General features: G+C 35.9%; 25 protein-coding genes and 1 pseudogene. 13 read left to right on the forward strand and 13 right to left on the reverse strand.

Features of this window, described 5'->3' with window-relative positions; genetic code table 11:
- Positions 1 to 52: 52 nt before the first annotated feature.
- The 4 genes and pseudogenes from ASJ81_RS19455 to ASJ81_RS23040 form a co-directional block, all read left to right on the forward strand.
- A pseudogene (locus ASJ81_RS19455) lies at positions 53 to 490 on the forward strand (transposase); the annotation flags it as partial.
- Positions 491 to 937: 447 nt separating this feature from the next.
- Positions 938 to 1,135, forward strand: a complete 198-nt coding sequence (locus tag ASJ81_RS24020) for a 4Fe-4S binding protein (protein ID WP_245860339.1) — start codon at positions 938 to 940, stop codon at positions 1,133 to 1,135.
- A gap of 103 nt (positions 1,136 to 1,238) precedes the next feature.
- Positions 1,239 to 1,754: a nitroreductase family protein gene (locus tag ASJ81_RS24025; protein WP_245860340.1), complete on the forward strand. Its 516-nt coding sequence runs from the start codon at positions 1,239 to 1,241 to the stop codon at positions 1,752 to 1,754.
- Positions 1,735 to 1,938 (forward strand): hypothetical protein, encoded by a 204-nt coding sequence (locus ASJ81_RS23040; RefSeq protein ID WP_095645807.1) that lies wholly within the window; start codon positions 1,735 to 1,737, stop codon positions 1,936 to 1,938. The genes ASJ81_RS24025 and ASJ81_RS23040 overlap by 20 nt, the downstream gene beginning before the upstream one ends.
- Positions 1,939 to 1,970: 32 nt before the next feature.
- Here ASJ81_RS23040 and ASJ81_RS19470 read toward each other — a convergent pair whose 3' ends face one another.
- Both ASJ81_RS19470 and ASJ81_RS19475 read right to left on the reverse strand, forming a co-directional pair.
- Positions 1,971 to 2,420 (reverse strand): GNAT family N-acetyltransferase, encoded by a 450-nt coding sequence (locus ASJ81_RS19470; protein ID WP_095645808.1) that lies wholly within the window; start codon positions 2,418 to 2,420, stop codon positions 1,971 to 1,973.
- Positions 2,417 to 3,106: a DJ-1/PfpI family protein gene (locus tag ASJ81_RS19475; protein WP_245860341.1), complete on the reverse strand. Its 690-nt coding sequence runs from the start codon at positions 3,104 to 3,106 to the stop codon at positions 2,417 to 2,419. The genes ASJ81_RS19470 and ASJ81_RS19475 overlap by 4 nt, the downstream gene beginning before the upstream one ends.
- A 670-nt stretch (positions 3,107 to 3,776) precedes the next feature.
- Between ASJ81_RS19475 and ASJ81_RS19480 the strand changes: the two genes are divergently transcribed.
- Complete coding sequence (locus ASJ81_RS19480) at positions 3,777 to 4,205, forward strand: PKD domain-containing protein (protein ID WP_095645809.1); 429 nt, start codon at positions 3,777 to 3,779, stop codon at positions 4,203 to 4,205.
- A gap of 1,883 nt (positions 4,206 to 6,088) precedes the next feature.
- Here the strand turns inward: ASJ81_RS19480 and ASJ81_RS19485 are convergent.
- The 4 genes from ASJ81_RS19485 to ASJ81_RS19500 form a co-directional block, all read right to left on the reverse strand.
- Positions 6,089 to 6,568 carry an NUDIX domain-containing protein gene (locus tag ASJ81_RS19485; protein ID WP_095645822.1) on the reverse strand — a complete coding sequence of 160 codons (480 nt, stop codon included), beginning with the start codon at positions 6,566 to 6,568 and terminating at the stop codon, positions 6,089 to 6,091.
- A 171-nt stretch (positions 6,569 to 6,739) separates the two neighbouring features.
- A complete protein-coding gene (locus ASJ81_RS19490) occupies positions 6,740 to 7,009 on the reverse strand; it encodes a hypothetical protein (protein ID WP_095645810.1) in 270 nt (89 codons plus the stop codon).
- A gap of 356 nt (positions 7,010 to 7,365) precedes the next feature.
- Positions 7,366 to 7,695 (reverse strand): DUF356 domain-containing protein, encoded by a 330-nt coding sequence (locus tag ASJ81_RS19495; RefSeq protein ID WP_095645811.1) that lies wholly within the window; start codon positions 7,693 to 7,695, stop codon positions 7,366 to 7,368.
- Positions 7,696 to 8,377: 682 nt separating this feature from the next.
- Complete coding sequence (locus ASJ81_RS19500; protein ID WP_095645812.1) at positions 8,378 to 9,175, reverse strand: class I SAM-dependent methyltransferase; 798 nt, start codon at positions 9,173 to 9,175, stop codon at positions 8,378 to 8,380.
- 436 nt (positions 9,176 to 9,611) lie between these two features.
- On the opposite strand from ASJ81_RS19500, the gene ASJ81_RS19505 reads away from it, so the two are divergent.
- Entirely contained in the window at positions 9,612 to 10,841 is a 1,230-nt protein-coding gene (locus ASJ81_RS19505) for a hypothetical protein (protein ID WP_245860342.1), read from the forward strand.
- 28 nt (positions 10,842 to 10,869) lie between these two features.
- Here ASJ81_RS19505 and ASJ81_RS19510 read toward each other — a convergent pair whose 3' ends face one another.
- Positions 10,870 to 11,517, reverse strand: a complete 648-nt coding sequence (locus tag ASJ81_RS19510) for a TetR/AcrR family transcriptional regulator (RefSeq protein WP_170943414.1) — start codon at positions 11,515 to 11,517, stop codon at positions 10,870 to 10,872.
- Between the two features lie 221 nt (positions 11,518 to 11,738).
- Here ASJ81_RS19510 and ASJ81_RS19515 point away from each other — a divergent pair, with 221 nt between their 5' ends.
- The 3 genes from ASJ81_RS19515 (at position 11,739) to nikR (ending at position 13,980) form a co-directional block, all read left to right on the forward strand.
- Positions 11,739 to 12,671, forward strand: coding sequence for an SAM-dependent methyltransferase (locus tag ASJ81_RS19515; RefSeq protein ID WP_095645815.1), 933 nt, complete (start codon positions 11,739 to 11,741; stop codon positions 12,669 to 12,671).
- A gap of 92 nt (positions 12,672 to 12,763) precedes the next feature.
- The gene (locus ASJ81_RS19520; protein ID WP_245860344.1) at positions 12,764 to 13,135 is read left to right on the forward strand and encodes an amidohydrolase family protein; all 372 of its coding nucleotides are present in this window, start codon (positions 12,764 to 12,766) and stop codon (positions 13,133 to 13,135) included.
- A gap of 428 nt (positions 13,136 to 13,563) precedes the next feature.
- Positions 13,564 to 13,980 (forward strand): nickel-responsive transcriptional regulator NikR, encoded by a 417-nt coding sequence (gene nikR / locus ASJ81_RS19525; RefSeq protein ID WP_095645823.1) that lies wholly within the window; start codon positions 13,564 to 13,566, stop codon positions 13,978 to 13,980.
- A 909-nt stretch (positions 13,981 to 14,889) separates the two neighbouring features.
- On the opposite strand, the gene ASJ81_RS19530 is transcribed toward nikR, so the two are convergent.
- The 3 genes from ASJ81_RS19530 to ASJ81_RS24035 are packed head-to-tail and all read right to left on the reverse strand — an operon-like array spanning position 14,890 to position 16,518.
- Complete coding sequence (locus ASJ81_RS19530; RefSeq protein WP_095645816.1) at positions 14,890 to 16,188, reverse strand: MFS transporter; 1,299 nt, start codon at positions 16,186 to 16,188, stop codon at positions 14,890 to 14,892.
- Between the two features lie 46 nt (positions 16,189 to 16,234).
- Entirely contained in the window at positions 16,235 to 16,378 is a 144-nt protein-coding gene (locus ASJ81_RS24030) for a hypothetical protein (RefSeq protein WP_245860346.1), read from the reverse strand.
- Positions 16,357 to 16,518, reverse strand: a complete 162-nt coding sequence (locus tag ASJ81_RS24035) for a hypothetical protein (protein WP_338037691.1) — start codon at positions 16,516 to 16,518, stop codon at positions 16,357 to 16,359. The genes ASJ81_RS24030 and ASJ81_RS24035 overlap by 22 nt, the downstream gene beginning before the upstream one ends.
- Between ASJ81_RS24035 and ASJ81_RS24040 the strand changes: the two genes are divergently transcribed.
- On the forward strand, positions 16,513 to 16,773 hold the full coding sequence (locus ASJ81_RS24040; protein WP_245860349.1) for a hypothetical protein: 261 nt from the start codon (positions 16,513 to 16,515) through the stop codon (positions 16,771 to 16,773). The genes ASJ81_RS24035 and ASJ81_RS24040 overlap by 6 nt on opposite strands.
- A gap of 84 nt (positions 16,774 to 16,857) precedes the next feature.
- On the opposite strand, the gene ASJ81_RS24045 is transcribed toward ASJ81_RS24040, so the two are convergent.
- From ASJ81_RS24045 to ASJ81_RS19545, 3 genes are all read right to left on the reverse strand, one after another.
- The gene (locus ASJ81_RS24045; RefSeq protein ID WP_245860350.1) at positions 16,858 to 17,001 is read right to left on the reverse strand and encodes a hypothetical protein; all 144 of its coding nucleotides are present in this window, start codon (positions 16,999 to 17,001) and stop codon (positions 16,858 to 16,860) included.
- Between the two features lie 902 nt (positions 17,002 to 17,903).
- Positions 17,904 to 18,890 carry a hypothetical protein gene (locus tag ASJ81_RS19540; protein ID WP_095645817.1) on the reverse strand — a complete coding sequence of 329 codons (987 nt, stop codon included), beginning with the start codon at positions 18,888 to 18,890 and terminating at the stop codon, positions 17,904 to 17,906.
- A 73-nt stretch (positions 18,891 to 18,963) separates the two neighbouring features.
- A complete protein-coding gene (locus ASJ81_RS19545; protein ID WP_095645818.1) occupies positions 18,964 to 20,430 on the reverse strand; it encodes a PAS domain-containing protein in 1,467 nt (488 codons plus the stop codon).
- Between the two features lie 753 nt (positions 20,431 to 21,183).
- Between ASJ81_RS19545 and ASJ81_RS19555 the strand changes: the two genes are divergently transcribed.
- The 3 genes from ASJ81_RS19555 to ASJ81_RS19560 form a co-directional block, all read left to right on the forward strand.
- Positions 21,184 to 21,483, forward strand: a complete 300-nt coding sequence (locus tag ASJ81_RS19555) for a DUF1330 domain-containing protein (protein WP_095645820.1) — start codon at positions 21,184 to 21,186, stop codon at positions 21,481 to 21,483.
- A 204-nt stretch (positions 21,484 to 21,687) separates the two neighbouring features.
- The gene (locus ASJ81_RS23045; RefSeq protein ID WP_170943412.1) at positions 21,688 to 21,825 is read left to right on the forward strand and encodes a hypothetical protein; all 138 of its coding nucleotides are present in this window, start codon (positions 21,688 to 21,690) and stop codon (positions 21,823 to 21,825) included.
- Positions 21,826 to 22,108: 283 nt separating this feature from the next.
- Positions 22,109 to 22,304 (forward strand): sugar phosphate nucleotidyltransferase (locus tag ASJ81_RS19560; RefSeq protein WP_170943413.1); only part of this gene is annotated, 196 nt, incomplete at its 3' end.

A 22,304-nucleotide genomic window follows, 5' to 3' on the forward strand; every position in this document is an offset into this window, starting at 1 on the left:
AAATATACGATTTTCAAATATATAATATCAATTAGATACAAATTGACCATCAGAACCATTAACAGGAAAAAGAATGGTCAAAATTACTGGAAGAAGAACAAAACAAGATTGGGCTTATTATTTGGAAGATATAGCAGTTCAATATGAAAATGTAGATAAGATTACGCTGGTAATGGACAATCTAAACACGCATATTCCTGGCTCTCTCTACGAAACATTTCCACCACCGAAGGCAAAGGCATTATGGGATCGATTTGAGTTCGTATACACACCAAAGCATGGAAGCTGGTTGAACATAGCAGAAATTGAATTGAGTGTGCTCACAGCTCAATGTTTAAAAAAAAGAATGGATAATATCGAGGCTGTTAAAAAAGAGGTAATGGCCTGGCAGAATTTCAGAAACAATAAAAATTCAAAGATTAATTGCCAATTCACAACAAGTGATGCAAGAATAAAATTATCTCGTCTTTATCCGACAATTGAGGATTGACGAGGCACTAGAATATCTTCCTGAATCAAACTCCAAAGGACTATCATCATAAAATTATATTCAATTTCCTTTTCTGGTCTGGAATGCTATGTATAGAGCTGCAAAGGTTCTGTCATCAATATTAATCGTTTAAAGTTGGAAAGAATATCCGAACTTTAAGGCTCAGCAGGGAGAGACTCTTAAATTCGGCATTAAAAAAGAGAAGGTCGAAACGTTTCCTTCATAAAGGTGTTTTTCCAGAGTTTTGAAAGTGAATGCTGAATAGTATAAAAAATATACTTCATGGAACAAAGAGAAGTACGCAACTTTTTACCCTTTGCCTGCACGATAAGTAAATAACGGAGCTTCACAAGTAGAGAAATAAAGAAAAGTAAATAAATATTGCTAGTTACATACCTGCCTTAGCAGGGGCTGGTTACGTATCTGCCCTTAAAAGGACTTGATATTATGTCTCATATTATCGTTGATAAAGATCACTGCACAGGATGCGGCATTTGTGTAAAGATGTGCTCTTCAGGTGTTATCAGTTTGGCTGATGAGTCTAATCTACCTCAGGTGCAGGATGAAAACACTTCTCGCTGTCTCTATTGTGGGCACTGCGAGGCTTTCTGTCCATCTCAGGCTCTTGTTCTGAACCTCACCTGAGGAGAAAGTTCTCCTGCCTGCCAGTGCTGGTAATATCTCTCAGGAGGATATAGCTTTTTATCTAAAGAAACGCAGGTCTATTCGGCATTTCACCAGGGAGCCTGTGCCAAAGGAGAAAATCCTTGAAGTCCTTGATATTGCCCGTTATGCAGCGTCCGGAGGCAACGGTCAGCCGGTGCAGTGGCTAGTAATCTATGATCCTGAAGAAGTAAAGAAAATTGCCGGGCTCACTATCGAATGGATGAGAACCCTGATAAACACCGACCACCCTATGAGCGGTTATGTGCCAATACTAATATCGGCGTGGGAACAGGAATACGATATCATTTGCCGGGATGCTCCGCACCTGCTTTTTGCCCATATTCCTGAAGATAATCAGATTGCATCCGTAGATGCTATCATTGCCCTCACTCATTTTGATCTCTCTGCCCCTGCATTCGGTATCGGCACATGCTGGGCTGGCTTTGTTGCTGCAGCCGCCATGTTCTACGAACCTCTTCAAAAAGAGCTCGGCCTTCCAGCAGGAAGGAAATCAGCTTATGCAATGATGTTTGGCAACCCGGAGTATAAAGTATATGGAATACCTCGCAGGAAGCCTCTTGAGGTTATGTGGAAGTAAGGTTGAAAGGTTTTGGGAAGTAAGGCTGAAAGGTTTTAAGAAAGCGATAAATACTATGATGAAAATGCTGTTCCTCTGGAAAGCTTTTGAAAGAACGGCATCACCACTATTTTGCTGGGATCACGGCGGTCCAGACCAGAGCCTGGTCCGACTGTCCCTTTTCCATATACAGGCACGGATCTGAGTCAAGGTTCCAAGAAATTAAGTATCTATTTTTCAGCGTCCATCAAACCTTATAATAAGTCCTGTTTTAGATTTACACTCAAATCCAGCGTTTTCGTAAAATGGTATTGCTTCTTTTCTTCCTGTGAGGAGCATAATTTTATAACAGCCTTTTTCTCTGGCTATTTCCTGTGCCTTTTTTAAAAGCCTTGTTCCAATTCCCCTTTTTCTATAATCTGGATGCGTCACAACACTCTCGATAATGGCATAAGGACTTGCGCTTCTAGTCAGATTCTTGATAACAACCATTACGCAGGAGGATACCAGTTTTCCGTCTACGTCAACCACAAAATAGTGCTGATTCGGATCTTCAAATATTTCCTGCCATAGTTTTTTAAGCTCAGCGTCCTCCATAAGTTCTGGATCATCCTTGTTCAGGTATTTATAAAGATCCAGTAGTTCTTTCAGTTCATGTTTTTGAATATAGCGAATAATTTCACTCATAACCAGTCCCTTTTCCTCAAGTACTCAGGAGCCTGCGGAGTTTTATGCATCATGCCATAAGACTTGCCTGAAGGGTAGTACTCGGCACCGAGCTGAATTTTTCCTGCCGTTTTTTCATCTGTCATGTGTTCAATAAATGCAAGCGCCAGATCAATGCCAGCAGAAATGCCTGCTGAGGTCCAGATATTTCCATCTTTTACAATTCGATCCTCCACTACCTCCACGTCGCCTAATTCTCGCAGCTTCTGGAGTGAAGCCCAGTGAGTAGTAGCCCGCTTGTTTGAGAGCAAGCCAGCCCTATGAAGAATGAACGTGCCGGTGCAGACCGACAGCACGGCTTTGCAATGTTCAGCCTGCTCGGCAACGAATTGAATCAGGGAGTGGTTTTCCACTTCTCTCTGTGTTCCTTCCCCGCCAGGTACAAGGAGAAAGTCCAGTTGAGGGCAATCCGTAAAAGTGAAGTGAGGATTTACGGACATTCCCTTGTTACAGATAACGGGTCCGGGTTTTTCGGCAACCATAAAGCATTTCTCAGGTCCCTGGGCAAATTTGCTCCAGAGCGATATTATTTCCCACGGTCCTACAAGGTCAAGCTCTTCGAGCCCAGGAAAAATCAAAAATCCGAAATTCATATCATAGGGTTTGTAAATGTTTTTGTAAATATTTTTTGCTAGCATAACCGACATGGTTATACAAAACTTCTACTCTGCGTTAAGGAATGGATAAGAGATTATGAATATTGATTTGCCTTATACATGCTCAGGCAACTGACTATTTCACTTCAACTTCGAATTTTATTTCATCTTGCATCATCATTATCTTTACTAATTTTATTATTTGTTGGCTTTTATACAATTGAATCGTGAAATTATTTCAGGATGCAACAAAATTCCCTTGGATTTATCAATCCTTTTTAAAAATTCCGTTTGAGTATACCGGGAGATGTGTATACAGAACAGAATAGGGGAATTGATGAGGCGACTAGTAAGTATGTTGGGAATAATGGCTGTTGGTACTATGTAGTTGATCATAACCATAACCTGAAATAGATAATTTCTAGTAAATTGTGGACATATCGCCGATTCTTACTGGAAATAAAGAACTGTCTTGAGATACAGAGTTATATAACATCCTCATAATCCTTGTTTTTAAGCTTTTAAGGATTGACAATAATAATAAATGAATTTATAGTGTTATCATCTATTAGATAAAAAGATAAAGCATTATAAAGCTTTAAATTTCCATTGCGCTTTTTATTACATCTCTTAAAAATAAGTATGCTTATAAGTTAATTTTTCCTGTCATTTTTCACTACGGGTACTCCCAGATAAAAATTAAAAAAAACAGGAGGATTATATGAAAAATAATAAAAAGTCTGTATGGAAAATAACAGTATCTATTTTCACCGTGTTAATGATACTGGCTTTATTGTCGGAAGGAGCCTCTGCAAAATGTACTGTAACCATGACTCCTCTCGGTGCAGGAACTCCACCAGCGACAGCCCGAATATCCGGTGGAAATAATTATATTGATTATACGGCGGTAGCCGCTTCGAGTACTAATCCTCGACTAGTACAATTTAAGGACCTGTCAAAAGGTAAAGAGACATATATCAGGTGGGACTTTGGAGATGGAATCTCTCTACAAGGAACAAAAATAACTTCATCACTAAAAAATCCTACACACACGTTTCCAAAGACTGGTTTTTATATTAGTTGCATGACTATCAGGTGTGATGGTTATAATGGACTGTTGTGGGTTCACAAAAGTATTGTTGTTAAATAGAGTTGAAAAAATTAATATTTACTTGCCATTTCGAGCTTTTAAATGGTGCTTTTATATTGAGCTGATACCAAAACTTAAAATTACTTATCTGAATCCTGTATTCCTGGTAATCAATAAAGTTTCAGATTATGAAAATAAATTACGAAAATAAACTTTAAAAATATATTTATTTTTAAATAAATTGGTTTTGGGAGAGCTCAATAATGAATTTTTGGTTTTGTTCAAAATTTTAGCCTCCAATGCTACGCACTAATCTTTAAGCACCTAACAGCCGACACTGCAAATAATTTGAAACATTTTCCAAAATATATTTCATGACATATACTAATTTATTTATATTGTATAAATTAATATTTTTTTAAGCTTTACCTATGATATTAAAAATTTCAGTTTACAAAAAAATATCTGTGTTCAGGCAAATAATATGAAAAAAGAATGAAATTTTTTTTCAGCATGCCAGTCTACAAATAAGATAATTTATGAAACTTATAAGTTAAAGTCGTCTTCTATTATCTGGTTTATATTGTTTTTAAATGCTAGTAAAGCAGTTTTCAGGTTTTTTGTCCCGAACCTCAGTGCAACAACTGTAGCTAATTTGCGTTCCTTACTCAAAAAAGCAATCATTTGTCATACTGAATATTTAATCATGGTAACCTCAACCATATAATCTCATCATATGACCTCAACCATATAATCTCATCATATAGGCTCATCATATAATGCTGGACTACTTGTCGATTAAAAACATTGAAAATTTTGTAGGTTTTGTCGGAATACAATTTATAGGAAAAGAGATATGTAATTAAACGTATCAGACGATGGGGAGGAAAGCTTCACATCCTTTTAAAAAGCTTGATAATTAAAAAAAAGAATTTTACTCCCAAAAATGTTGATTTTAGGTCAATTTGACTAAATACAGGAAATTTTACCCTATTTCAGAATGTTTTATTAAGTTTGTTAACTCATTGAGGGTGAAAAGAACGACGAAAAGACAATTCGCAGTCGCTTGTACATTCTTACTCATAATAGCCCATATTTTCAGACGATGGAAACATATGCAAAAATCTCTTATCTGGAAAGGATTTCTAAGTGAATCCATGTGGGTAGAGGGTTATAGAGATCTATCGCTTTTTAGGAAATTGGTTTTTTGGGTGAATTATCCTTTCTCTTATGCTAGATTTTTATGGGATGTTGTATGGGACCGTGTTGACAGATTGTGTTTTATGTATTTGAGAGCAAGATCTACTAAATAAGGTTGAATTCCAAAAGCTTTGAACATCTCAAAGCATAATATATTTAAGGATTAAAATCCCTTAACTTTTTACATGGTTGACATGGACAAAATCAATAAAGGTATCCCTGTTTCTGTTAATTCCCTAACTGACGCATTACTTTGGAAACTATTGTATTCCTGAAAATTGTTATCCGTATTAATTTCGTATTAATTTGACAGGTTTTGCTATCAGAGTAAACGATTATAAACTTGTAAAGTTCCCTTTTTTATTGATATCATGGAGACATTTACGGCAAGTATATTTTTATAAGCTTTTTCTACAGACTATTAAGCCTGGTAATAGTTTAAAATAGTGTAGTTTATCTGTATCTTTTTTCCTTGTCTAAGTGCTTTTCCTTCTGGAAGCAATTTATCCTACATTCGGCAGCAAGCACATTCCAACATCTAAATATTCTTAATTGTTATTTTTTGTAGGTTAAGTTAAAAAACAGCATCTTGCGGATTATCTATCTAGCATGATTTGTCTTTTATCTCATATATTATAAATATATATTAATTATGTTATGGTTAACATTTAGTAATTTTTGATTTAAATTAAATATCAAAAGTTCTAAAAAAAACGATATCAATAGAAAAATTGAATGGATTTTTATGTCGACCTGCCGAAAGCAGGATTTATAATATCTATAAGTCTATCAATAAAACCTATTTGTTCTTTTCTTATTTTTTTCTTAGCGAGCTCAACATCAAACCAGCCTGCTCTATCGACTTCGGGATACTCCTGTATTTTTCCGGAGTTTTTTGGCCACTCAAGAATAAACGTATTACTTATGACATTTGTTATATCCAAATCTTTCTCAAGGGCCCATACATGCACTATTTTGTTTCTGGATTGATTTAATTCCCCCAGATCGATAAACTTGCCGTCAACGTCAAAACCTGTTTCTTCTCTGAGTTCTCTTTTTGCCGTGTCCAGAGGGTTTTCATTCTTTTCGGGTAGCCCTTTAGGTATTGACCACACTCCATAGTCTTTTTTTGACCAGATTGGCCCACCTGGATGAACCAGCATTACTTCTAACCTCTCATTTCTGGACCTGAATAAAAGAATGCCATTACTATAAACACTCACTTTTTTACTTCCTTCCAATGCTTTGATCTTCAGGTTTCATAATAAACTCATGTCATAATTATAGGATCCATTTCCATAACTTTTCTATTGTCAGTTAAACTAACCTTGCCCTCTAAGTGTCCCGTAATTTTTAAATGCTGAAAACCAACATCTTTAGTGCCAGGACTATTATTAAAGGGGATGATCATGTTCGATTCTGTCAACTTCTGCAACTGCTTCTATTTTAGAAAGGTCCTTTATTGCACTGTTCCCTCTTATTATGACATCTGGGCCTTCTTGAATATCCGTGATTACCAATCCGTTTGCCTCAAGTTCAAGTGTCACTTTTTCAAGGATTGAATCTTTTTCCAGAAACATTCTGATATCAATATGGTCATCAGGTGCAATCTTTAATTTGTCCATTATTATAGGTTCCAACTCAGCAGAAAATTTCGATGCCATCACTAATTCCCCATATTCGAATTATTTTTTTCACATAAATAACTGGCTATCTTGCCTAAGGATTTATCCGAAAAATTTAACAGAATCCTTAAAGTTAAGTAGTCCATAACCGAAATTTGATGGAATCTATTAATTGAGCCTATCCCAAAACCTTGAATTTTGAATAATCATTCTAATTTTTAATATGAAAATAGTATGATAGATTTGGGAATGAAATTGGTTTTGGGATGAGCTCCTTGATAAAGTATTTTCCTACAAAAAATGTATAGTGTTGACGTAGAATTTTTCAGAACAATGAAAATAGCAAAAAGCAGATGCATCCTGAAGACGCACTGCACATACACACTCATCAATATTCATTTTGTATACGCGGCTGCCATCGGCCTGAAATCCTCGTGAAACGGGCTTATGATAACGACATGAGCAGGCGGATGAATTGTGCGTAGATTGCGAATCATCACACGAGCTGGAGTTTCCAAACCAACAACTACAGCGCGGCTACATGGCTTTTTCAGCTTTCCGCCCATCACACGAATCAACACCTTATCAGCGTATTCTGGCGTTACTACTTTAGGAAGAGTTGAAAACTGAGCGTCTCCATACTCCTTCAAGTCGTTCAACGTGATAAGAATTTTTTCTTCGTTTTCGCCTCGGATCAAGGCGAACGAATTGGTTTTTTCTATCATTTTTTCTTAAACCCCCGCTTACTTACTTTTTCTTTTTTCGGTACACTGCTCTACAGTTACCAATTAACAATAGTGTATACTTACTTAAGAAGTTTGTTGATTACACTAAGAAAATACAAAGAGTCATATGTTATATTGATAGACTATTAAACATCATGAAAATTCTATTCGTATAAACCATCTAATTTTATGGGAAAATTTAAATAATCAGGAAAAAAGAAGGGTTATTAATACTCATTTTTGTTATAATTAACAACAGAATTAAATATCCCAAAAGACGTTGTTATATCAAACTATTTATAATTATGTCGAAATAATCTTTCAACTCTTAATGCTTCCTCATGGCTGTATGGTATGAAATCTATAAATATGCCAGTACCAATTGGTTCTTCACTATTGTTTTCGGGTTTGTTGCTGTCTTCTGAAGGATCGGACAGTGCAAAAGTATTTAATGTCAGCAAAGAAAGAGCTCCAATTAAAAAATTGCATATTTTATAGTATTTCTCATGGTTTTGCCTTGGTATATGGAGTTAAAACAGAGTTTTACTAAAACATTGCAAATACATTAAAACTTTTTAAATAAATAATTTTAAGTTCGCTTATTTAAAAGTCTTGCACATATCCTTCAAGCGATCAACTTCAGACTGACCTGTAAAGCCGAATATAAAGATCTACCTAGAGATTATTTAATCGCTGTTCCTTTAAAAAAGGTGTAACAAAACGTGCCTTCTTTTCCTGCCGTCCGGTAGAGGTCACTAATGCCTTTATTCCATATTTTTTCATCGATCATCTTTAGTTCCAGCGCCTGCTTTCTGACACCCTCGACCATCGCAGTGAAAGTGTTTTTTGTGAATCCTTCTTCCATATCAGGTTTACTGGAATCAACATATATCATTCTGGGGGAGACGCTCACATTTTTAAAACCAGCTCGATTCAGTAGTGGATAAATTTCTCTACCTATGAGGGAATTGCCTCCTAAAAGTTTCTGGATATCGATCAGGCACTTTATTGCTTGCAGGGCTTCATCGCTCCTGGGGTAAAAATAACTTGAACCGTGATCTCCTTCTATGACAGTTATTGTACCCTCTTTTTTGAGCACCCTCTTCACCGACGTTAAAGCATCGAGAGGGTTTTTAAGGTGCTCAAGTACAAAGCATACGAAAATATGGTCAAAAGTCTCGTCTTCATAAGGTAGAGCGAAGATATTAGCTACCTGAAAATCAACATTCTTCACCCCTTCCTTTTTAGCCAACAGTCTTGCTTTTTCAACTGATTCATCTGAAATATCAATTGATGTGATGCTGGCTTCGGGACTGTTTCTGCTCAATATTACCGTTTGTGCACCTACTCCGCAGCCTGCTTCAAGTACTCTGCTTCCTGGTGGATATATGGTATCCTGATGTAATAACACAGTGAGTGTATTTGCCTGATCATAGAGTCGAGAATTTTCTCTGTTAGAATATCCGTGTACGTAATCCATTTTATCTACCTAATTTAACAGCAGTTTCCTTTTTGTTACTATTCTGTCCTTTAATGTACTTATGTGCACAGGGACCTAGTGCTAGATAAGTATTTTTATAATCGTTCCATTTCTCTAAATATTTTGGATTTTAACCAAATATCAAAGCATATTAAAACATTATTCCCAAATTTAAAAATATATATCATTTTTGCACTACTTCTTTTCAAAACGTAAACGGGATCCAGAATCAAAAGGAGAAAAAAATAGGGCGAACAAATCTATGGATGTATTTCCTTATTTTATCTATTAATAACCCTTAATATTCATATTTTAAGGCTACTCTTTAAATATTCAGTGTGAGATTATGACTTAACTGTTAAAGTCTGTTTTTGGGGGTGACACAACGGTTAAAAATATTGAATCCAGAAATTTTCAAATTTTTCTTTTTTTAGTTTTGTTTTTACAGGTATCAAATGTAGCAGCTGTAGAAGAACCTGCGGAACAATGGAACAGATCTTTTGGTGGAAATGGTGAAGATAGTGCCTGGTGTATTCAGCAGACTTCAGATGGTGGGTATATAGTGGCGGGTTCAACAGCTTCATACGGTAAAGGTACAGAAGGTTATCCAGATGCCTGGCTTATAAAGGTTGATAAAAGTGGGAACATGCAGTGGAATAAAACTTACGGGGGAACTTATTTTGATGAAGGATACTTCACCCGACAGACCTCAGATGGGAGTTATGCGTTATCAGGTTACACATTTCCTTCTGGTTATGCTGAACCCTGGTTGATCAAAACTGACAAGAAAGGAAATGAGATGTGGAATAAAGTGTCTGATAATATTACTCACTGGGATTACCTTCAGTATATGGTTGAACGCACCTTTGATGGAGGATATATAGTTGGGGATACAATTCAGCATGAAATTGAATGCCAATACGATTTGCTTATGGTTGATAATGATATCAGATTAACTAAATATGATCTAAATGGTAATCAGCAGTGGAATATTACTTTTGGTCAAAAGAATAGTTCTGAAACTCTAGACCCGCTTTTAACTTCTGTTAAGCAGGCACCAGATGGTGGATATGTAATTGCCAGCTCAATTAATCTCAATGAGACAAATACAAATTCCGACATATGGCTTATCAAAACTAACGAGCATGGTCAAGAGCAGTGGAATAAAACCTTTGGTGGACCGCTGGATGATTCTGCTTTTTCTTTGTCTGTGACTTCTGATAATAGTTACGTACTAACTGGGAAGTATACCAAATCCTGTTCATTTGAGATTGAAGGTGCTGCTTTCATACTTAAGACAGATAGTGAAGGTAACCAAGAGTGGATAAAAATATTTTCAAATTGCACGCTATATTCCATTCAACAGACTTCAGACAGTGGATATGTAGCTGCAGGCGTTAAAAATGGAAACGTATGGTTAGTTAAGTTGGAAAGTGATAAAGAGGATACTGGACATGAAGGTGGAAAAAACACTGAACCTGATAATTGGGAAGGTACTAAATCTGAAAACTGTGAAGATACTGAACCTGATAATTGGGAAGATACTGAATCTGAGAACTGTGAAGATATTGAATCTGGTAATACATCAGACGGCTTCTCTGCCCAGATAAGGCATTACATTTGCGATATTTTCAGGGGAGTTTTCCAGTGGGGCTACTATACTTAAACGGGAACTTTTCTTGAGAAGATTACATTCATGCTTCTGGTGTAGTGTTGCAAGCTTCAAATCTTTTACAATCCCTGGGGCACTCTGCCTGCTCTCCTTTTTGAGTTATTCCAAATAAATTTCGGATTATTTCGATCCATCTAGAGCGGACTTCTTTCCAATCAACACCAAGAAGGATAAGAACTCGCATTCCGTTAAACATTGACACAAGAGCAACTGCAAGGGTACGCGGATCGGTCTCGGACGGAATAAGGCCTTTCTGCTGTTGTTCTTCAATTTCATGAGTTGGCTGGTCAAGACCATGCTTCATGCCTTCAATTGATTTTTTCCTGACCTCAGGTTTGTGTACTGTCATCCCCAGAATCTCGAAATATAATGCATGTATTTTAATATCAGGTGACATTATCTGATCGAAGATTTCTATCCAGGCATCAACCGGACAGACGTTAGAATTACAGCCTGCTTTTATATTACGGTATTGTGTCTGCAGATAATTTGCACTTTCTATGACGAGTTCATCCTTATTTTTAAAGTATCGGTATAGAGCGGGTTTGCTGACATTAAGTCGACTGGCAATATCTTCCATTGTAGTGTTGCAGTATCCTTTCTCATACATTACCTCCAGTCCTGCTTCAACAATTCTCTTTTTTGCTTCTTCTCTGTATTCCGGAAGCATCTTTGACAAACAATCACCCTTTCACGTTTTGGTGTCAATTTATATATAACTTACCAATAAAACACTAAAGTTACTAATAAGTAACTTTAATTACTATAAAGTATTATTACTATTGTAAATCCCTGTCAACTATGAAGGAAAAAGTTAGAATTTGGATAAAATCGGGATAACCAGAATTAGAAGCAAGAAAAGCATAAACATATGTAAGAGGCTGAATTTCCATGGAAAAACCGGACAATACGGAAAACAGAATTCTTGAGGCTAGCGGAAAGAGAAAAGTGTCAAGCATTACAGCCGAGAACGTAGCATTCGTCAGAGCTCTTGAATCGCTCAAGCCAGAGGGCGAACGCATCTGTTATGACCCATTTGCCGTCCGCTTTCTTAGTCAGCAATACTTGACGTTTTTGGAAATGGCAGCTCATGATCCTTCTAAAACTCCATTTCCTGGAGTACACAACTCACTTTCAGCAAGAGTCAGATATTTTGATGACCTTACTAAAAAGTTTATTAATGAAGGGCTTGAACAGCTTGTCATTCTGGGTGCAGGGTACGATACTCGGGCATACAGAATCGAAGGACTCAGTAAGGTTAGGGTTTTTGAGGTTGACCATCCTGAGACTCAAAGCATAAAAATCGAAAAAATCAAAGATATCTTTGGCTCACTCCCGAATCATGTAGAATATGTTTCAGTTGATTTTGAGAGCGAAGATTTCAGTCATCAACTGTTAGAACATGGATACGAAAGGTCGCAGAAGACCGTTTTTATCATGGAAGGGCTCATCTACTACCTTCAGCCAAAAACCGTAGATGAGATGCTGTGTTTTATTGCAAAAAATTCGGGCTTCGGGAGTGCAATTATCTTCGATTATGTCTATGAATCCAGTATTGATAGAACAAACGGAATATGTGGCGTGAAGTGTACGGCATGCGACCAGATTGCAATAATGGATGCTAAAAAAGACATGGCACAGCAGGGTGAGCCTTATAAGTTCGGCGTCAAGGACGGAATGTTGGAAACATTCATTGTTCAGCGTGGTTTTACTCAGGTTTGCAATGTTACCAGTGATGATTATAAAAAAGCCTATTTTCAGGGAATCAATGAAGGCCGCCCAGTATGCTGCCTGTCATATTTCGCTAGTGCAATAGTGGAATAAAATCAGCTACCGCCAAATAATCGTAGACAGTAGAAAATGAGACTTTTAGAAGATCTATTATTAAAAATAATATTGACGCAAAGAACGATTCGATGATTGTATTCACGGGTGGGCAGATACTTACTATGGACTCCGAGCAAAAATACGTGGAAGCCGTAGTTATCAAGGAAGGTCATATTGTAGCCGTTGGCGATAGAAGTCTCCTTAAAGCTTATCCTGATGCGAAAATTCACAGCCTGAAAGATCGGGTTCTACTTCCTGCTTTCATTGATTCTCACAACCATCTGTCTTCACTCGGTTGTTTTTTCCCTACCTGGGCGAACCTGATAGGCTTAACTGAAAAGGAATCCGCACTGGAGAAAATTCGAATGCAGGCCCGAAAAAAATCGGGAAAAGGATGGATAACTGGTCACAATCCTTGTAATACGACTTCGGGTTTGAAGTCTTTAGATATCGAATATTGATTTTGATGAAAACCGGATTCTTCTTGCTAATTCAGATTTTCAATCAAGAAATGTAAAAATCACTGGGTTTTGGAACAGGGTTGTGAATATCAGATTAGTATGATCAAAGTTAAACAGAGTCGTGAATATCAGATTAGTATGATCAAAGTTAATAATTTTGATTAGTCCCAATTTTTCTAATTCCCAAAATAGGTATCGATACCTTTACGTCAATTTGCTTTGCAAAAAGATCACTTTACTATACAAAAATAGCTACGTTATTTTATTTCTTGCTTGTTTTCTATTGCTAAATCACCCTTTAATTATAATTTCCTTACTAATTAATCTATTTTATATTAATCTTTAAGTGAATAAAGCATATATAGTAATACACACAATAAATAATGTGTTATCTGTGATCAAAGTTAAACTGTCTGGTGGGTGATATAATAGAAACAGAACTTATGAGGATAGGGGTTTCTCTTCCCGATAATCTTTTGAGTAAATTCGATGAAATCATTGAGAAAAGAGGTTATCCTTCCCGCTCGGAAGGCATGAGAGACGCTATCAAAAGTTATATTTTCCATTACGAATGGATAAATGACGTAAAAGGCGATCGTATAGGAACAATTGCAGTTATCTATGACAATACAAAAAAAGGACTTTCAAACATTTTAACAAACACTCAGCACAATTATTCACACCTGATAAGATCCTCAGTGCGTGTTTACCTTGATCGTGAAAATTGTTTTGAACTAATTTTTCTCAATGGAAAAGGTGAAGATATTGCAGAACTTGCTGAGTCCATAATAGCGTTAAAAGGAGTTAAATTCTCAAAACTTACAACTATATCATTAAACAAATAATACACTCACAAATATACCCTTACAAGCAATATACTTTTAAGAAGCTCTACCCTTGATAAACTTTAAACTACTAACACATGAGTAAAACGAGGAATTTTGAATTATAACTTGAACGCGAAAACACCTAAAATTCCCCACCTGCTGCACGCACAGGTGAAGAATTCAGGAGTTATGCGTTCAACTCACAAATTTAGGAGGCTTTTTTATTTTTGTCTGTTCGCTTAGACATAGATGAATATGATGAACTTATATTTAACACTTTTCTTTATTTTCATGTCATTTGATGTTATTATATTAACAAATTGTATTACCTTGCTTTGGTTAACGTTCAGGAAAAAATATCTTAACTTTTACCGTAATTAAAAATATGAAGTCAATGAGAAAGAAACAACTAGTACAAGGCCTGATGTTTTAAAAATAAAGAATACTACAGTTCACCTGTACTCGGTTAACTAATTTTGCGTGAAGCTTCGAATAAAAGATATCGTAGATCATCTGTGTTCAGTTAACTAATTTTACTTACAGCTTGAACACCAGTTACGGCAATTATTTCTGAGTTTTTAAACGTTCGAATCAAAATGTGGCAGTCATCCAACCCTAAATAGACTGTCTGAAATTCAATTATAAGATAAAAACATATGAAAAATAAGATATATAAAGCCTTTTAAATTGAAAAAAAGAAATTTGATTGTTACTTTCAGTAATTGTTAGGCAGTTTGTAAAAGTTATGGCATCAATTACCTTCTGTGCTCCCATAGTGACAAATGATGCCGCAGTTTAACTTAATTTAGTAAACTAACTTCATACAATTTCGAATACCAGTTATGGCAATTTTTCCTGCACTATTTATAAATATTCTAAAATGTTACTTTTCCGACAATTTTTTTGTTTTATTTTCTCCAATTTCAATCATACTGATATATCTAAGTTTTTTTGCTCTTTCTCCGTCTTTTCAAAGAACAAGTAGTAAAGTACGGTTGCAACTACATATAAAACACAGGTAAGAAGGAAAGGAAGACTATAGTAGCTGTGAGCCATCATCAAACCGCCTGCATAGGTGCTCAGTCCGACACATGTATAGCAGCTCATCCATATCAGGCTGTTTACAGTTGCCCTCTGGTCTTCGCTGACCACCTCCATGTTGAAACTACTTAAAATAGGGTTTGACATGTTCATTATAGCTGACCGCATGATGTATCCGAAGGCAGCTATTGTAAGTACGGATGTAGATGTGAAGAGCATAAGAAACGGGATTGAAGAGAGCTGAACCAGGGCTACAACCTTCACTTTTCCTAAACATTCAGTAAGTATAGGGACAAATAATAAGGTGAACATCATGACCACCTGGGAAAGGGAAAAGATGAAACCTATCTGTCTGGAGCTTGCTCCAAGAATAATATCAAAATAAACATTAAAATAAGGAAGAGCCAACCCCCATCCCATACCTATAAGTCCGTTCACCAGAATCAGTTTTCGGATTGTTTCTGACCTTAGAGTTGAAACAAGAATAGAAAACAGAGCTGGCCTTCCTGGAAGGGTGGATTTTTTGTTCTTTATGAATATCAGGGGTAGCAGGGAAATCAATATAGCAGCTAAAGATGCATATAGTGAGAGCTGGTAAGTCGCTGGTCCTGTGGGGTCGATCTTGAGTGAGCTGGTGAAGATCTGCGGTAGAGTACCACCTGCAAAGTTTCCTATCATGATGCCTATGGTGTATAACAGATAGTACATCGAAAACAGGTGCATTCTTTCATAACTTGTGGAATTTTCAACCATGAATGTAGATGCTGTAACTATTTTTAGCGACGAGGATACCCCATAGAGAATGCTAAATAAAGCCAGCAGGAATGTTGAAGTGGTGGTGTACAGGACTGCGAAGGAAAACAGAAGAAGAAGGCAGGACAATAACAATGTATTCTTTCGGCCTGCTCTATCGCAAAACATGGCCGAAGGAATTGCAAACAAGCCGGTAGATATGGAAACGAGTGAGAGCATGAGTCCCAGGAAGTCCTCCCTGAACCCGAGCCTTAAGATATATAGATTGAAGATTACCTCGTAGATTCCCAGGCTCAAAGAGATAAGAAAAATGTAACCTAAGAACAGATACGCATTTAGACTGAAGCTGTTTAGTCTTGCTCTGTATCCGGCAATTGCACTGATTGTCGTGTTTAAAACAAATCTGCTGTTAATTGATGAGTGTTTTTTCATGGTAACTGCTCTGAAGAAATATACAGGTTCAGTCGATGTCTTTCATTTATCTAGGGTCAAGCAGGTCCCTTAATTCGTCTCCAAGGTAGTTGAACACCAGGCCCGTAAGCATGATAGAAAGTCCTGGAAAGATCATTATATGAGGGCAGACAGGATGTATGTTTTTCCTTAATTCAGCATGGAAACCCATTCCGGAGTAGGTGGCTGCACCCCAAAGTCCAGGAAACTGAGGCCTGCTGCTGACAGTATAACGTATCCCATTCCTATGGTTGCCATTACTATGAGGGAAGATATCACGTTTGGAATCATATGGTGCAAGAGTACATGCATGTCCCCTGTTCCAAGCCCTTTTGCAGCCTTGATATAATCCTGTTATTTTACTGCCATGACAGAACTTCTGGCCAGGCGGGCATAGCCAGCCCAGTCGACCACTATAAAAGCTATGACCATATTTATGAATCCTGCAAAAACCCGGCTATGCCGAGGGCTAGCAGAAGGCTGGGAAAAGCCAGAAAGGCATCAACTACCCGCATAACTATCTTATCCAGCCATCCCCATAATATCCGGAAAGAGTACCAATGGTAAGACCCATAACAAGGGAGGAGCTTACTACCAGGAGTCCAGTTAATAAAGACATCCTTGCACCAAAAATTACACATGTGCAGCGGCCTAGGTGGTCAGTTCCGAATGGATACTCACTGCAAGGCTCTTTAAGTCGGAGTCCAAGATTGGCTTTCTCGGGATCGTGGGATGCTTTTTTCCACGGTAGACAATGTCTCCTTTAAGGATCACGTCATCCTGCAGCAGTCTCATGATAGAGAGCCCAAGGACGCTTTTACCATAACCTGATTAACCTGTTAAACCTACAATTTCGTTTTTAGCAATAGAAAGATCTACGCCGCTTATTGCTCTTACCAGGCATCATCAGTGGGAAAGTCCACATACAAACTGGAAATCGTGAGAAGGTTCAACTTAGAATCACTTTCTTTTCAGAGAGTCACTCATGAAATTATATGGTATAAACAAGTTTGAAATGAACAATATTGTCTGCAATGCTCTAATTCTTATGTATGTCCAGGATCATTGCTTTATATTTACTTGGAAGCCGGTTTGCGGATATACACTCTTGCACTTACTCCCGTTACCGGTTTTTTTACATGCAAGTCTTTTCCATCGTTTATCTTTTTAAGAACGATTTTATAGCATAAAGTACAGGTTTAATAGAATTAATTATTAATAATTTCTTTATTATTATGTTGAAAAGATACATAAGACATAACCATTATAAAACTTTCGAAATCACCATGTAAGTAAAGATAACAAGACATTAAGTGTTTTTCATACTCAACTTTCGAGTATATGAAACACTGTCTGGAGAAGTTCAGATTAAAAAAGAAAGAAGTTATTCCGATATGAAAATCGATGCTAATATCTACCTGAGTAACAGAAAATCTTATTACCAGTCTTAACTGACTCAACGCAGTATAAAAAGCTCGATTAAACTTGCTTCATGTAAAAAGAAGGAGATTAATTATCAAATAGATTAGGAGAATCATTGAAGCAAGAGAAAATATGATAAAAATAGGAAGAATAAGGTATTCCCTACTCTTTGGTAATATTTCCAAGACTGATCTATTATTTTTGTCAGTCTCAGTCATGACCACAAAATCCAGAGCAGAAGAACAAAATGAGTAATTATGAATGATTTCAAATAATCAAGCTGTCTGTCTTTGACTGATCTCTCTATTCTTTTTTTGACTTTTGAATACGTAAGTTCTATAATTGTTAATATATTTAGAAGCATCAAAGCTTTTTATTTCGTAAATCTTAGCAAATTCTTCCATTAATATTAATCTTCTGTTAAGATCTTCATTTACCATTTGAGATACTGGTAACAGCCTTTCTTCTATTATTTCCGTGTTAAGATTATCAAAATCACTAAGTTTAATAAGCTTTTTTTCCAGAGCTAGTGAAATTACCGGACTACTGTAGTCTCTTTCAACTATTTCTTTTTTCCATGTATTAACTGCATTATTTAGCATTGCTACAATATCTGCCATATCAAAAAGAGCTATTGCTTTTCCAAGTTCTGAAGCATCAAAACTTTTGGAAGACATCAGATCAACTATGGAGAGAACAGCAACCATTGTGGAAGGACCCTTATTCTGGACAACAAGAGAATAAGGATATGCAATATTACTCTTGTTCAAAAGATAAGAAAACTCCATTGACTCGGCTACTTTTCTTATTGAGAGAAAAAGCTCATTTTTGAAATCATAGTACCTTGGAAGGGATATTAAATGGTTCTTCAGAAAATCCGAAAAAATATCAAATGTAATTTTTGTATATAGGTTGTTCAAGTTAAGTTGTGATGAATCGTAAGTTCCGTCTGTAATTTTATCCGCATTATAAAGAATGTTCAACATGTCATAACTGAATTTGTCTCCACCGTTTTCTTTTATAAAAGAAGCATTATCACAACAGTCATCGATAGCTGTATCCACTAGAGCTAGACACGTCTTGAAGTCAGCAAGTTTGTAGATACTGGAAGAATCAACACAAGAAAGGTGAAGAAATATGTAGCTCTCATAAAACCATTTAAAAAGACCTGGCTTTCTGTGTGGGCTTGCAACTTTCTTGTAGCTCGAATAATAATTTTCCCATAATGTGTCATATCTAGATGTTATCACAATTACTACCATCCTTATAAACTGATTTAACTAAAATTAATAAATTTCATATGTTATTTTTCATATGTTATTTCATTGAAAGCAGTTAAATAGGAGAACACATAAACGTCATTGTATATTTTGTTCCAAACTCATTATTAAGTTCGATATTACCATTAATTTGATCAACAAGAATATTCACTAACTGTAAACCCAGAGAACTAGTGTTTCTGAAGTCAATTGAACCGGGCAAACCTACACCATCGTCTTCAACAATTAATGTATAAAGGTTACCAAGAGACGTAGAGACTGCCTTTTCTTCATTAATATTTTTATAAAGTCTGATGTGAATTTTCCCGTTTCTTCCTGCTGGAAATGCATACTTTAAGGAGTTAGAAATGAGTTCATTGACAATAATACCCAAAGGGATTGCTTTATCCATTCCAAAAAAAATATCGTCCACATCTAATATTAACTGGATATCAGAAACTCCTATTTTATATGATTTGAAAAGATCACTTGTTAACTCTTTTAGATATGAAGCAAAATTAATTGTTTCCATGTCTTTGGAATTATAAAGTTCTTCATGGATCATAGACATTGATATAATTCTGTTATTGCTTTCTCGAAATGCTTCAATAACTTTTTCACGCTCAAGATTACCAGACATTAAGTTTTCGCACTCTAACTCCAGGAGGCTGGAGATTACCTGCAAGTTGTTTTTTATCCGATGGTGGATTTCTTTTTTGCGAAGTTTTTCAGTTTTGTCAATGATTTCCTTCGCAATTTTTTTCTCAGTCACATCTTGGACGAAACCCTGGTAAAATCGGTTTGCGTTATCTATATCGTGTATAGTTTGAATAGATTCAAAGACCCAAACTATGTTTCCATTTTTATTCAAAATTCTATATTCTTGTTCAACTAGAGAGTCAGATTCAGTGCTTAGTTTTTTCCTATTTTGAAGAAAGTTATTTTTGTCCTCAGGATTCACTAACTGAGTCCACTTGAGTTTTCCTGATAGAAACTCTTCACTTTTATAGCCTGTAATCTCCTCTACGGCTCCGTGTAATAGCACGAGATTGGAATTACTGTTTAACTCAAATCCAATACCTCTGAAGTTTTGCAGATATTTTAGAATATGTTCTTCACTTACTTTGAGCCTTTCTTGGGCATACTTGTTTTCTGTGATATTTTTAAATAAGCCGATTCCCCTGTATACACGGTTATTTTCGTCTTTAAGAAAGACCGAGACATCTTCCACGTAAATATAGCTCCCATTTTTCTTCCTGAACCTGAATTTTAGCCCAAATTTCTCTCCGGTCTTTAGCGAGTTCTCCAAAGCATACCATACTCTTTCTCTGTCTTCCGGATGTATCAATTCTTTGCAGGAAGAAAAATCAATGTTATTGAACTCTTCCGGAGTGTAACCGGTAAACTCTTCAATGGATCCGGACCATTCAATCTTTCCTGTTTTTGCATCACCGTCAAATATTAATTGCCCCGTCAGCTCGGCTATGGAAAAGAATCTTTTCTCAATTTTCTCTAAATTTTCCCTATAGAAATCTTTCTCCATGATTATTATCTCCTACTGTAGATAATAGTTTACAACCCCACAGCGCAAGACAATATTTTATATTATGTATTAAATTTCATCACTAAATTAGTGATCTTTTTCATAAAAATGTTTCGTATAGTATTAATAAAAATTGATTTTAAAAAATAAGCATTATATATGGATATTTTTATTATATAGGAAGTACAGAAAGTCACAAATATCAGTTTAATGTTAGCATAGTTTTAAATTTTAATATATTTTTAAATGTTTGTATATTTTTAAATGTGAGTATAGTTTTTAAGTTTAATATAATTTTAAATGTTGGTATAATCTTAAATAGTAGTATATATTTAAATGTCAGTATAGTTTTAAATTCTCCATATATTCTCTTCATTGTTTTCGTTAAATACCTATATAATGCTTTAATCTGTTTGAACCATAAACACAAGTACTTTTCAATTTCTCTAATTTCTTTGTATTTCAAGAGCCTCAAAGGTCAGAATTATGTTTTTCGTATGCGTAGATCTGGCAAGTTTACTTGTCTGTACTGGTTGATTAAACGCCTTCTGATCTACGGAATAAACTAACTGTAAAGAGGAGAATATACACTTTTACTGCTTACTCTTGCAAAATGTTTGCTATACATTCTTACAGAAAAGTTACTGTTGTCCTAAAGCCTATCCGAAAAGTCAATAAATGTTATAAATTATAGTCGGCCATAATAAATTCGGCGGGATATCTCATTTAGTTGTCTGCTAGAAGGATGGAAAAATGCCTGTTTATATGATAATAGAAATCAAGGTCATAGATTATGAACTATATACTAAATATGTCGAAAAAGTTCCAGAAATTATAAAAAAGTACGGAGGCAGGTATCTGGTTAGGGGGGATAAGGTTCTCCCAATGTTTGGAAATTGGAATCCCGAGAGAATAGTCATAATTGAGTTTGAAACCGAAGAACAGGTAAGAAACTGCTTTAATTCGGCGGAATACCTGAAAGTTGCACCCTTCAGAGAGAACTCTACTATCACAAAATCAGTAATAGTCAATGGATATTTGCCGTCAGAATAACTTCAGATAGAATCTAAGATATGTTACTATTTTTAAACTGACTACCTATTTTTAATTAATTTATCGTATTTGGTAGACAACTACCGGATATAAGCTCCTAAATTAATTGTAAGGTGAAAACTAATGAATATGAGCTCCTAAACCAATTATACGGTGAGAGCATCTATTTACACGTGGACTCAAAAACTACTTAAAGGTGAATAAATGGGAAAAAGTGAAAGTTGCGGAAAAGAAGTTGAGAACTCAATAAAGATTAAAGGACAAAAACTTTGCATTGAATGTGCAGTTAAAGCCCAAAAGGATATTGATTCCGACAGCCTGAATTTCAGTGCATGCATATGATTCTTGCCAGAAAGGTATTTCTGGTTCTCTTTTTTCTTTTTAAATCCAGCACTGTTTTTTCTTTAACATCCGGCTTTTCTGGATTTTTTAAATTTTTATCTGGAAATTTGAACATTAATAGCTTGATTTACTAAAAAAAGTTAATACCCTGATTTACACTTACCCTCTGTTTTGATTCTTTGGTATCACAATGGAAAAACTAATCATAAAGTAAGTATAATTTAAGTCATATATAATTAAATATGTTATTTCCTTATTCCAAAATCTTATTGGAGTGTCCTTATTGACTGTCAAAAAAGCACTTATCCCTGCAGCAGGCCTTGGAACTCGTTTCCTACCCGCCACCAAATCCATGCCCAAAGAAATGCTCCCTATAATTGATACGCCTGTAATCCATTACGTTGTAGAGGAAGCTATTGCCTCGGGAATTGAGGATATAATCATTATTACAGGCAGGGGGAAACGGGCAATTGAGGACT

Origin of the sequence: Methanosarcina spelaei (genome assembly GCF_002287235.1) — an archaeon.
GTDB lineage: Archaea > Halobacteriota > Methanosarcinia > Methanosarcinales > Methanosarcinaceae > Methanosarcina > Methanosarcina spelaei.

Bases quoted from the DNA above. Each gene is read 5' to 3' on its own strand.
- ASJ81_RS19540 (WP_095645817.1), bottom strand. From the start codon at position 18,890: ATGGTAGTAATTGTGATAACATCTAGATATGACACATTATGGGAAAAT.
- ASJ81_RS19520 (WP_245860344.1), top strand. From the start codon at position 12,764: ATGATTGTATTCACGGGTGGGCAGATACTTACTATGGACTCCGAGCAA.
- ASJ81_RS24030 (WP_245860346.1), bottom strand. From the start codon at position 16,378: ATGGGTTTCCATGCTGAATTAAGGAAAAACATACATCCTGTCTGCCCT.
- ASJ81_RS19495 (WP_095645811.1), bottom strand. From the start codon at position 7,695: ATGATAGAAAAAACCAATTCGTTCGCCTTGATCCGAGGCGAAAACGAA.
- ASJ81_RS24020 (WP_245860339.1), top strand. From the start codon at position 938: ATGTCTCATATTATCGTTGATAAAGATCACTGCACAGGATGCGGCATT.
- ASJ81_RS19470 (WP_095645808.1), bottom strand. From the start codon at position 2,420: ATGAGTGAAATTATTCGCTATATTCAAAAACATGAACTGAAAGAACTA.
- ASJ81_RS19530 (WP_095645816.1), bottom strand. From the start codon at position 16,188: ATGAAAAAACACTCATCAATTAACAGCAGATTTGTTTTAAACACGACA.
- ASJ81_RS19515 (WP_095645815.1), top strand. From the start codon at position 11,739: ATGGAAAAACCGGACAATACGGAAAACAGAATTCTTGAGGCTAGCGGA.
- ASJ81_RS19475 (WP_245860341.1), bottom strand. From the start codon at position 3,106: ATGTCGGTTATGCTAGCAAAAAATATTTACAAAAACATTTACAAACCC.
- ASJ81_RS24045 (WP_245860350.1), bottom strand. From the start codon at position 17,001: ATGAGACTGCTGCAGGATGACGTGATCCTTAAAGGAGACATTGTCTAC.
- ASJ81_RS24040 (WP_245860349.1), top strand. From the start codon at position 16,513: ATGCATGTCCCCTGTTCCAAGCCCTTTTGCAGCCTTGATATAATCCTG.
- ASJ81_RS19510 (WP_170943414.1), bottom strand. From the start codon at position 11,517: ATGCTTCCGGAATACAGAGAAGAAGCAAAAAAGAGAATTGTTGAAGCA.
- ASJ81_RS19555 (WP_095645820.1), top strand. From the start codon at position 21,184: ATGCCTGTTTATATGATAATAGAAATCAAGGTCATAGATTATGAACTA.
- ASJ81_RS19500 (WP_095645812.1), bottom strand. From the start codon at position 9,175: ATGGATTACGTACACGGATATTCTAACAGAGAAAATTCTCGACTCTAT.
- ASJ81_RS19490 (WP_095645810.1), bottom strand. From the start codon at position 7,009: ATGGCATCGAAATTTTCTGCTGAGTTGGAACCTATAATAATGGACAAA.
- ASJ81_RS24035 (WP_338037691.1), bottom strand. From the start codon at position 16,518: ATGCATGTACTCTTGCACCATATGATTCCAAACGTGATATCTTCCCTC.
- ASJ81_RS19545 (WP_095645818.1), bottom strand. From the start codon at position 20,430: ATGGAGAAAGATTTCTATAGGGAAAATTTAGAGAAAATTGAGAAAAGA.
- ASJ81_RS19480 (WP_095645809.1), top strand. From the start codon at position 3,777: ATGAAAAATAATAAAAAGTCTGTATGGAAAATAACAGTATCTATTTTC.
- ASJ81_RS23045 (WP_170943412.1), top strand. From the start codon at position 21,688: ATGGGAAAAAGTGAAAGTTGCGGAAAAGAAGTTGAGAACTCAATAAAG.